Annotated in this window: 9 protein-coding genes; 5 read left to right on the forward strand and 4 right to left on the reverse strand. The window is 65.2% G+C overall.

Going from position 1 to position 10,638, the window contains the following annotated elements; translation table 11 throughout:
- Positions 1-3: 3 nt before the first annotated feature.
- The 3 genes from fadI (at position 4) to AC52Q4_RS14735 (ending at position 3,840) form a co-directional block, all read left to right on the forward strand.
- Positions 4-1,338 (forward strand): acetyl-CoA C-acyltransferase FadI, encoded by a 1,335-nt coding sequence (gene fadI, locus AC52Q4_RS14725; RefSeq protein ID WP_495537563.1) that lies wholly within the window; start codon positions 4-6, stop codon positions 1,336-1,338.
- A complete protein-coding gene (gene fadJ, locus AC52Q4_RS14730; protein ID WP_495537554.1) occupies positions 1,335-3,530 on the forward strand; it encodes a fatty acid oxidation complex subunit alpha FadJ in 2,196 nt (731 codons plus the stop codon). The genes fadI and fadJ overlap by 4 nt, the downstream gene beginning before the upstream one ends.
- A 142-nt stretch (positions 3,531-3,672) precedes the next feature.
- Positions 3,673-3,840: a hypothetical protein gene (locus AC52Q4_RS14735; RefSeq protein ID WP_495537555.1), complete on the forward strand. Its 168-nt coding sequence runs from the start codon at positions 3,673-3,675 to the stop codon at positions 3,838-3,840.
- A 62-nt stretch (positions 3,841-3,902) separates the two neighbouring features.
- On the opposite strand, the gene AC52Q4_RS14740 is transcribed toward AC52Q4_RS14735, so the two are convergent.
- Positions 3,903-4,112 (reverse strand): dodecin, encoded by a 210-nt coding sequence (locus tag AC52Q4_RS14740; protein ID WP_495537556.1) that lies wholly within the window; start codon positions 4,110-4,112, stop codon positions 3,903-3,905.
- Positions 4,113-4,343: 231 nt separating this feature from the next.
- Between AC52Q4_RS14740 and AC52Q4_RS14745 the strand changes: the two genes are divergently transcribed.
- Positions 4,344-5,099, forward strand: coding sequence for a hypothetical protein (locus AC52Q4_RS14745; RefSeq protein WP_495537557.1), 756 nt, complete (start codon positions 4,344-4,346; stop codon positions 5,097-5,099).
- Between the two features lie 115 nt (positions 5,100-5,214).
- Here AC52Q4_RS14745 and AC52Q4_RS14750 read toward each other — a convergent pair whose 3' ends face one another.
- On the reverse strand, positions 5,215-6,669 hold the full coding sequence (locus tag AC52Q4_RS14750) for a YihY/virulence factor BrkB family protein (protein ID WP_495537558.1): 1,455 nt from the start codon (positions 6,667-6,669) through the stop codon (positions 5,215-5,217).
- 271 nt (positions 6,670-6,940) lie between these two features.
- Between AC52Q4_RS14750 and AC52Q4_RS14755 the strand changes: the two genes are divergently transcribed.
- A complete protein-coding gene (locus AC52Q4_RS14755; protein WP_495537559.1) occupies positions 6,941-8,596 on the forward strand; it encodes an isovaleryl-CoA dehydrogenase in 1,656 nt (551 codons plus the stop codon).
- A 9-nt stretch (positions 8,597-8,605) separates the two neighbouring features.
- On the opposite strand, the gene AC52Q4_RS14760 is transcribed toward AC52Q4_RS14755, so the two are convergent.
- Both AC52Q4_RS14760 and AC52Q4_RS14765 read right to left on the reverse strand, forming a co-directional pair.
- A complete protein-coding gene (locus AC52Q4_RS14760) occupies positions 8,606-9,046 on the reverse strand; it encodes a VOC family protein (RefSeq protein WP_495537560.1) in 441 nt (146 codons plus the stop codon).
- A 99-nt stretch (positions 9,047-9,145) separates the two neighbouring features.
- A complete protein-coding gene (locus AC52Q4_RS14765; RefSeq protein WP_495537561.1) occupies positions 9,146-10,300 on the reverse strand; it encodes a methionine aminotransferase in 1,155 nt (384 codons plus the stop codon).
- Between the last annotated feature and the right edge of the window lie 338 nt (positions 10,301-10,638).

Here is a 10,638-nt window from a genome sequence, read left to right on the forward strand (position 1 = left end):
GGCCTGGACGCGGCCAAGCAGACGCGCCGGAAAAGCCGCCGCAACGTGCGCCGCGGCGCGGCCGACCGGGTCGCCGTAGTCAGCGGGCTGCGGACCCCGTTTGCCCGTCAGCTCACGGCGTACCGCGATCTCAACTCCATCGAGCTCGGTACCCTGGTTACCAACGAATTGCTGGCGCGCATGGAGCTCGACCCCAAGCTGATCGAGCGTGTGGTCTTCGGTCAGGTTCTGACGCCCCCGGAAGCCCCCAATATTGCCCGTGAGGTGGTGCTGCAGACGGGCTTGGACCCGGCGACCGATGCTTACAGCGTGACCCGCGCCTGTGCCACGAGCTTTCAGACCACCGCCGATATCGCGCAGGCCATACGCTTGGGGGAGATCGAGGTGGGCTTGGCCGGTGGGGCCGATACGACATCGGTCTTGCCAATCCAGGTCTCCAAGCGTCTTGCGGGTATGCTACTGAAAGCGTCCAAGGCGAAAACGCTGCCCCAGCGCCTGGCCACGTTTCGCTCGCTGCGCCCAAAGGATTTGGCACCTCGTTCGCCGGCCGTGCGGGACTACTCCACGGAACTGAGCATGGGCGAGATCGGCGAGCAGATGGCCAAAAGCCACGGCATCAGCCGCGCGGAGCAGGACGAGTTCGCTCTGCGCTCCCACCGACTGGCTCATCAGGCCTGGGAGGAAGGCAAGCTCGGCGCCGAGGTGATGTACGCCTTCACCGGCAAAGATCAGCAGCCCATCCATCGCGACAACAACATCCGTGGCGACGCTTCCCTGGAGGCGCTCGGCAAGCTCAAGCCGGCCTTCGATCGTCGGCACGGCAGCGTTACCGCCGGCAATTCCACGCCCCTGACCGACGGGGCGAGCGCGTTGGTGCTGATGAGTGAGCGCCGCGCGCGGGCACTTGGCTACGAGCCGCTGGGCTGGATTCGCTCCTGGTCTTTCGCGGCGGTAAATCCGTTCCATGACGCGCTCATGGCGCCCACTTACGTGACGCCAGTCGCGCTCGAGCGAGCGGGCCTGCGGCTCGACGAGCTGACGCTGATCGATATTCACGAGGCCTTCGCTTCGCAGACGCTCGCCAACTTGAAGTACTGGCCGGACCGTTCCTTTGCCCGTGAGCGGCTGGGTCGGGATGAGCCCATCGGCGAGGTGGACTGGGAGCGGCTCAACGTGCTCGGCGGTTCCATCGCGTACGGGCATCCGTTCGCCGCCACCGGTGGGCGCATGATCGTGCAGACACTACGCGAGCTGCGCCGACGCGGTGGGGGCACCGCGCTGGCGACGGCCTGTGCGGCCGGTGGCCTGGGGGCCGCCATGGTTCTGGAGGTGGCATGATAGCGAGGCAGGAGACGGCGGCGCGGCACAAGGAGGCGAGCGAGCCGGCGTTGAGCCTCGAGCGGCGGGACGACGGCGTGGCCTGCATTTGGATTGATTGTCCCGGGCAGAGCCAGAATACGCTCGGTCGCGAGGTGATGAACCAGGCCGGTGAGTTGCTCGACCGCTTGGAGCGCGATGAGTCGCTTCAAGGGTTGATCTTTATCAGCGGCAAGCCCGGTTCCTTCATCGCCGGCGCGGACATCCATATGATCGACGCCTGCGGGAGCGCCGCGGAAGCGACTGCTCTGGCTGAAGAGGGGCAGGCGATTTTCCAGCGCATCGCGGCTTTCCCCGTGCCCGTGGTGGCCGCGATCCACGGCGTCTGTCTCGGCGGCGGCCTGGAACTGGCGCTCGCCTGTCACGCCCGGGTCTGCACCGACGGCGAGCAGACCCGGCTGGGCCAGCCCGAGGTCCAACTCGGGCTGTTGCCCGGCGGTGGCGGCACTCAGCGTCTGCCGCGGCTGATCGGCCTGCCGGCGGCGCTCGATCTGATGCTGACCGGCAGGCGCCTGCGTTCGGCTCAGGCGCAGCAACTCGGGCTGGTCGACGATCGGGTTCCGGAGTCGATTCTGCTGGAGACGGCTTGTGAGTGGATCGCGGTGTGCCGCCGCGGGTCGGTTCGGCGCGCCGCCGGCGTGCTCGCCGGGCTGAAATCCTGGGCATTGGGAGGCAACCCCTTGGGCCGCGCGGTGGTGCTGCGGCAAGCGCGGCGGCGCGTAGACAAACGCACGCGAGGTAACTATCCGGCGCCGCCGCGTATCATCGACTGTGCGGCGAGCGCGATGAGCAAAGGCCTGGCGCAGGGGCTCAAGGCCGAGGCGCAGGCGTTCGGTGAGCTGGCGATGACACCGCAGGCCCGTCAGCTCATCAATCTCTACTTCGCCACTACCGCCATGAAAAGGGATACCGGCGTGGCCGACCCGAGCCTCGAGCCACGCGCGGTGCGGCGCATCGGTGTGCTGGGCGGCGGCATGATGGGCGCGGGGATCAGCTTTGTAACCGCCGGCCGGGCCCGGGTGCCTGTGCGGCTGAAGGATGTCGCGCCGCAGAGCCTGGCGAGCGGTCTGAAGTACATCAACGAGCGCATCGATCAGCGGCTGCAACGGCATTCCGTTACCCGCTTCGAGGCGGCGCGCGAGCGGCGCCGGGTTACCGCGACCTTGGATTTCAGCGGCTTCCGGGGGCTGGACCTGGTCATCGAGGCGGTGTTCGAGGACCTCGAGCTGAAGCATCGAATGGTCCGTGACGTCGAAGCCAACTGCAACGAACACACCATTTTTGCCAGCAATACCTCGTCACTGCCGCTGGCGCGGATCGCGCAGGCCGCCGAGCGGCCGCATAACGTCATCGGCCTGCACTATTTCTCACCCGTGGAGCGTATGCCGCTGGTGGAGGTCATCGCCCACGAGCAGACCTCGGCGCAGGTAATTGCCACGGCGATGGCGTTCGCGCGGGCCCAAGGAAAGACGCCCATCCTGGTGCGCGACGGGGTCGGTTTCTACGTCAACCGCATCATCGCGCCCTATCTCAATGAAGCCGCGCATCTGCTCGAGGAGGGCGTGGCGATCGAGCGCATCGATGAGGCGCTGGTGCGCTTCGGATTTCCAGTGGGGCCGTTCAAGCTGCTTGACGAGGTGGGTATCGATATCATCGCCAAGGTGGCCCCGTTACTGCATGAGGCTTTCGGCGAGCGGATGCGCCCGGTGGCCGCGATCGAGCGCATGCTCGACGACGAACGCTTGGGCAAGAAGAGCGGGCGAGGATTCTATTCCTACGGCGGCAAGCGCAGCGGCAAGGAGGTCGACGAACGCGTCTACGGTCTGCTGGAGGTGCCTGTGCGCAAGGAGATGACGGAGGGGGCGATCGTCGAGCGCACCGTCACTCCGATGCTCAACGAGGCGGCGCGTTGTCTGGACGAGGGCGTGATCCGCAGCGCCCGCGACGGGGACGTCGGTGCGGTGTTCGGCATCGGGTTCCCGCCGTTTCGGGGAGGGCCGTTTCGCTACATGGACAGCCTCGGCCTCGGTGCATTGACGCGCACGCTGCAGGGCTTCGAGCCCGACTATGGTGAGCGTTACGCGCCGGCGGCGGTTCTCGTTGCGATGGCCCGGGAGGAGAGCGCCTTTTACGCGGATTCCGGAGGACGATGAGCCACTTTTCCGCAGATGCAACGCCCGCTGGGGCTCGGGGCGGGGTAGTGCAATGCGCTCCGATCTGTGAGCGTCGAACGCCGTGGCGTCTTTGTCGATCTCACGTGAGGCGGGAGGATTTGCGGCCCGCAGCCCGTGCTGTTTGCCAGCGGAGCGTGCCGAAGCGACCTTCCGCCGTCTCGCGCTTGCCCAGGGGCTGATGGACGCCACGGTCGCCATCATTTCCGATCGCAAGTTCCGCGAGGCTGCGGACAGCGCCCCCATTCTGCTAGGCTGGCGCAAGCAGATTGGCAAGGCCATAGAGGTCTGAGATCGGCTGGCAGCATCGCGAGCCCGACCCGGCGCAGTGGCGCCTGCGCATCGGCGAGCGCGTCATTCCTCCAGCGTGAAGCCGACCTTGAGCACCACCTGATAATGGGCGACCCGCCCGTTGGCGATGTGCCCGCGAGTCTCGACCACCTCGAACCACTGCAGATTGTGGACCGTTTTGCCGGCCCGGCTGATGGCGTTCTCTATGGCCTCCTCGATGCTGTTGGGCGATGACCCGGCCAGCTCGATGAGCTTGTAGATGTGCTCGCTCATGGGGTCGTCTTCTCCTCGGTCTCGGGTGGGTGCGGAACATACATGTCTATTGAATCATGCTCGGACTATAGTAGACATGCCGACGCGTCTGCGAGCGTCGCCACGTGCGGAAACGGGCGTTTCCGCACCCATGAACCGATTCGGGGCCGGACGCCCGCGAGAGCGCAAACGATGGACCGGTACCGCGAGTCCGGTCCGCCTTGCGCATCGAACCGAGAAGGGGAGCACTGAATGCGCGCCGTTTCGTCCTTATATTGCCTCCTGCTGGCCGTGCTCGTTTCATGGCTCGTGATCGCGGGCTGTACCACCTATGGCGAACGGGTGGCTCCGGTGCCGCTACCCGCGGCGCAGGAGGGCGCGGTGAATATCGAGGGTGCCAGCGTCGTGGCGCGGGCGTTCCTCGACCCGAGGGCCGCCCAGCAGGCCTTCGGCTTCAATATTCGAAATGCGGGGTTGCTGCCGGTTCAGTTCGTGATCGACAACCAAAGCGGCGAGCCGATCGCGGTGGAAGCGCAGCAGACGCTGCTCATTGATCAGCAAGGCAATGCCTGGCCGCTGCTCTCGGCGGCGCGAGCGCGGGAGCGGGTGAGCGCGTCGGTGAGTCGGGGCGAGAGTATCAAGGCGGGTGCCAAAAGCTCCCTTCTCACGGGCTTGGCCGGCGCCGTGGCTGGCGCGGCCTATGGTATCGTCACGGGTCAGGATGTCGGAGCCACCGCCGGCAAGGGGGCCGCGGCCGGCGCCGCGGTCGGCGCGATTGCGGGGGGCGCCTCCCGCTACGCGACGGTAGGGGAGGATGTGCGACGCGACCTGGAGCAGAGCTCCTTGCAGGATCGGGTGATCCACAAGGGGGAGCTCGCCCACGGCTATCTGTTCTTTCCCGGCAATGACGAGGCAAACTCGGTGCAGTCCCTGCGCCTGTCCTTGCGTATCGGAAAAGCAACCCGCATCGTCAACATCCCCATCGCGCCGACCGCCGCCGAGCGCTGAAGCGTAGGAGGTTTGCTGAAGGCCGCTTCGACTCGGCCGCAAGCGCCGGCGTGGTTGTCGTCGCCGCTCCGTCCCGCTCTTTCTCACCGAGCTGCCGGGCCACCCCCAGAAGCGGTCACTGGCTTCTGCCACCCGGGGGAGGCGGCTCGCCCCTGGCACGGTATGGCGCGGCGCCCTGGCTAACGGCTGCGCGAGTCGGCGCGGGATCGGGCGTGGTCGAATTGTCCAGCGCCGTCCTTTGCGAGAGGGCGAGATCACGAATGCTCACGTCACCGACGCGCTCGGATACCGCCGCCTCGAACTGCGCCATGAACTCGGCCACCGCCTGCGGGGCCTGCAACTGCGCGGGGGCAAGCCCTGAATGCTCGCAATGTCGGCGCAGCGTTGTGAGCGCGTCGTAAACCCGCGTGGTCTCCAGCGGCACCGCCGGTAGGTAGCGCACGGTATTCTGCTCGTCAATTCCCTCGAGCAGCCCGCAGTCGCTTAATGCCTTCAGCACCTCGTCGAACGGGGCTTGCGGAAGCTGCAGCCGCTCGGTCAGCTTCGCGGCGGTCCACGGCGGCTCGTGGCGGTAATATCGCTCGGCGACCAGGACCAGCACGCTGAGGCCGATCCATTCGATCATGCGCGAGGACAGCCGCGGTTCACGGTGGAGCCAACGCAAATACCGCGGGTGCTGATGGTAGTAGGTAATGTTCGCGCCGAGCAGCAGGATCAGCCAGCTCAGATAGAGCCACATCATGAACAGGATGAGCCCGGCGAAGGCTGAATAGATCGCCGTGTACTTGGTGGACGTGGCGATGACGGCGGCAAAGAACCAGCCCGTGAGCTGCCAGAGGATGCCTGCCACTCCGCCGCCGACCAACGCCGAGCCGAGGCGCACCCGAGTGTTCGGAACGAACGCGTAAATGAAGCTGAAGGCCGCGATGATCAGCAGAAAAGGGACTAGGCTGGTAATCAGCTCGATGGCGAGGCCAAACGGCGGCACCTCGCTCAGGCGTTGCACCGTTTGCGAGCCGAACACCGCAGCGGTCATGCCCAGGGCGGTGAAAATCAGCACGGGGCCGACGAGGAGCACGCTGAGGTAGTCGCTGAACCGCTGGGCGGGGGCGCGCTGGCGGTGGATATGCCAGAGGTCGTTGAAGGCGCGCTCGATTTTCTGCATGAGGCCGACCGCCGTGTAGAGCAGCAGGGCCAAGCCCACACTCCCGAGCACCCCCACCTGCATGTTCTCCACGAATTCGATGATGCGCCCGGTGATCTCGGTCCCTTGAGGCCCCAGGGGCGCTAGGAATTGATTCAAAGCCGGTTCGATCTGGTTGTGGACGCCGAAGCCTTTTAGAACGGAGAAGCTCAAGGCGAGCAATGGCACCAACGAGAGCAGGGTCGTGTATACGAGACTGGTGGCCTGGAGCATCAGCTGCCCTTGCGAGAGATCCCGCAGCACCGCGTAAACCAGGCGCAATAGCGAGATGCTCTGCGCTTTCCACCAGGGGTAGTCGCTGGTATCGGGATCCAGCACGTTACGGATGAACCAGCTCTTGAATCCGGCGGCGCTCGTCAGCGGCATTCGGCCTCCATCGCGTACCCGGCGAGTCCAGGGCAAAAAAGCCCTCCTGGCGCTTTTTCAATAACATTTTTTTCCGCCGGACACATCAAGCGCGGCAGGAAAGCCGTCCCGACTCGGCCAATGCAGGGCCGCGCGGACCTGCGGGCGGCGCGGAGGGCGTGACACGAGCCCGCGGACGATGCGGCGGCGGTTTCGGTGCGCGTTGGCCCGGGCGCGGGGGTATACTGCTCACGAGGCGGTGTGCTGGCGTGCTCTTAACAGGAGGTTGAAGATGGCTTCGCGTGACCCGTTGACCGGCTTGCCGACGCACGATGTCAGTAATCAGCCGCCGTCTTTGGGTGACTACCAGGCCTTCGACACGGACCGTGTGCTGACAGAGGCGGTGGGCCGCGAAGGCGAGCCTTGGGTGCGCGATTATCTGCGCGAGCTCGGCGCATGGGCCGGCAGCGAGCAGGCCATGGAGCAAGGTTTCCTGGCGAACCGTCAGCCCCCGGAGCTCGTCGCCTTCGACGCCTACGGCCGGCGTATCGATGAGGTGCGCTACCACCCCGCTTATCATGAGCTGATGCGTGCGGCGATTCACCGCGGCATTCACAGTATCGCGTGGGAGCGGGAGGGCGAGGGAGGCCATGTTGCCCATGTGGCGGCATTGTATCTGCTCACGCAACCCGAGCAGGGGGTATGTTGCCCCATTACGATGACCCATGCGGCCGTGCCCGCGCTGCGCCTGGCCCCGGAAGTGGGGGATCGCTGGGAGCCGAGGTTGCGCACGCGCGAGTATGACCCGCGCAGCCTGCCCATCGGGGAGAAAGCCGGCGTTACGCTCGGCATGGCCATGACCGAGAAGCAGGGGGGGTCCGATGTGCGCGCCAATGCGACGCGCGCTCAGCTGCTCGAGGGTGATGTCTACACGCTCACCGGCCACAAATGGTTCTGCTCGGCGCCAATGTCGGATGCCTTTTTGACGCTGGCCCAGTCACCCGGGGGGCTGAGCTGTTTTCTGGTGCCGCGATGGCGTCCGGACGGGCGACGCAACCCGTTTTTCATCCAACGCCTGAAGGACAAGCTCGGCAATCGCTCCAATGCCTCGGCCGAGATCGAATATCAGGGTACCTGGGCGCGGCGGCTGGGTGAGGAGGGGCGCGGCGTGCGCACGATCATCGAGATGGTGCAGCAAACACGTCTCGACGCGGCAACGGCGCCGGTAGGCATGATGCGCCAAGCGCTCGTGCAGGCGATACACCATGCTCGCCACCGCCGCACGTTCGGCAAATTGCTGATCCATCATCCGCTGATGCGCAACCTGCTCGCCGATCTGGCACTGGAGCTCGAGGCGCAGGTTGCCTTGATCCTGCGTATTGCCCGCACCTTCGATCGGCCCGAGGGCGATCTCGAGGAGCAGTTGCTCGGGCGGGTCGGCACGGCGATGACCAAATACTGGACCAACAAGCGTGCGCCACTGTTCATCTATGAGGCAATGGAATGCCTCGGCGGCAATGGCTACGTGGAGGACTCCATTCTGCCGCGTCTTTACCGCGAGGCGCCGGTAAACAGCATCTGGGAGGGATCCGGTAATGTGATCTGTCTCGATGTGCTGCGCGCCATCGAGCGCGAGCCGCAGACGGTCTCCGCTTTCCTGGCGGAGGTGGAAGCCGCCCGCGGCGGCCACCGCCGGCTCGATATGGCCGTCAACCGGCTCAAGCAGGAATTAAGCCACCCGGAGCAGGCCGAGCCGCGCGCGCGGCGGATAACGGAGCTCATGGCGCTAACCCTGCAGGCGAGCTTGCTGGTGCGCCATTCCCCGGCGGCGGTGGCTGATGCGTTTTGTGAAAGCCGGCTCGGCGACAGCGGCGGAATGCTCTATGGCACCCTCGCTCCCGAGGCCGGGATCGATTTCCTCCTGGAGCGTGCCTGGAGCGCGGAGTGATCCGTTTGCTTACCAGGTCCCGGTATTTTCCATGGAAATCCACGGCTCCTCCGGGGTCAGCGGCTCACCTTTCTGCAGCAGCTCGATGGATATGCCATCGGGCGAGCGAACGAACGCCATCCGACCGTCGCGCGGCGGCCGGTTGATCGTGACACCGCTTTCCATGAGGCGTCGGCAGGTGGCGTGAATATCGTCGACCCGAAATGCCAGATGGCCGAAGTTGCGACCGCCCTCGTAACGCTCCGGGTCCCAGTTGTAGGTCAGCTCGATCAGCGGCGCGGCGTCGCGCAAGGCCCGCTCCGCATCGGCGGGTGCCGCCAGGAAAATCAACGTGAAGCGTCCCCGCTCGCTCTCGCGCCGGCGAATTTCCTTTAAGCCGAGCTTGTTGCAGAAAAAATCCAGCGACGCGTCAAGGTCGCTGATACGGACCATGGCGTGTAGGTATTGCATGGCAAGTTTCCCTTACGCTTGGAGTGGCACTTGAATAAAGAATGTCGGCTGAAGCAGGAGTAGGTGCGCGCGCTGGCAAAATCCAGCGTCGCGCCAGGCTCACAAAGCGCAGAGGCGCGTTCCAGCCTGCTCCAAGGTGGCGTCAGCCTTGGCGAAGCAGAACCGCAGCAGCCGCTGGCCGGGCGGCGGATTCTGATAGAAAACCGAAATCGGGATCGCTGCAACGCCGGCGCTTTCTACCAGGTAATCGGCGTATTCTACATCGGTGCGATCCGAGAGCTCGCCGTAGTCAAGCAGCTGAAAGTATGTCCCGTTGGCCGGGCGAAGCCGAAATCGCGAGGGCCGCAGCAACTCACAGAAACGATCCCGTTTGTGCTGATAGAAGGCAGGGAGCTGCCTGTAGTGCTCCGGCACCTCGCTCATAAAGCGGGCGAAGGCGTGCTGAGCCGGTGTCATGGTGCTGAAAGTCAGATACTGATGGACCTTGCGCAGCTCCGCCGTCAGGCCTTGCGGGGCGATGCAATAGCCGACCTTCCAGCCGGTACAGTGATATGTCTTGCCAAAAGAGGAGACCACGAACGCGCGTGCCGCGAGCTCGGGGTCGCGCAGCAGACTCTGATGCGCTCGATCGTCGAAGACGATGTGCTCGTAGACCTCATCGGCGAGCAGCAGCACCTCGGTGTCCCGGGTTATCTGTGCCAAGGCCTCCAGATCCGCAGCTTCGAATATTGCCCCGGTCGGGTTGTGAGGCGAGTTGAGAATGATGAGCCGCGTGTGGGCGGAAAGCGTGTCCCGCACTCGCTCCCAATCCACGCGAAAGTCCGGCTCGGACAACGGCAGGTGGTGAACGCGGCCGCCGACGAGCGCGACGGCGGGCTCGTAGGCGTCGTAAGCAGGATCGAAGACAATCACTTCGTCTCCCGGACGCACGACCGCGGCGATAGCGGCAAACAGCGCCTCTGTCGCCCCCGAGGTGACCGTCACCTGCGTGGCTGGCTCGACGGAACACCCGTAGAGCGAGCGTGCCTTCGCGGCGATGGCCTCGCGGAGCATCGGCACGCCCGCCGATGGGGCATATTGATTATGCCCGGCACTCACCGCCTCGGCGAGGCGCATGCGAAGCGGCTCTGGTACAGGGAAATCCGGGAAGCCTTGCGATAGATTGATCGCCCCGTGCTCGTGCGCCTTTTGCGACATCACCGAGAAGATGGTCGTGCCGACACCCGGTAATTTGCTCTGCACAGGGGGCAACATGGCCGCACCGTCCTCGCCGCGAAGGGCATGCCGCTGAGATTGGCAGAGCGGGTGGAACGATGCAACGCGTGAAATGACTGCGAGTGGAGCAAGTCCTGCTCGAACGACTTCCTTGTGCCGGTCGGCTCCTTACGGCAGCCTTGCCGCGCTTGCCGGTATGGGCTTTGCCCACCGTCCGTTGTTACCGAAGCAAGCGCCCGCCAGCTCTCTATACTGTACTATCCCTGTTTGCTTGGCGGTGGCATCCCTGCGGCCTCGTTCGAACAGGCTTGCCCCGCTCTCAGCCGCGACCTTAGTGCGCCAAAGGTCACCATTTTTAATGCATCAGTCGTGCCAAT

The sequence above is a fragment of the Nitrococcus sp. genome, assembly GCF_059432795.1.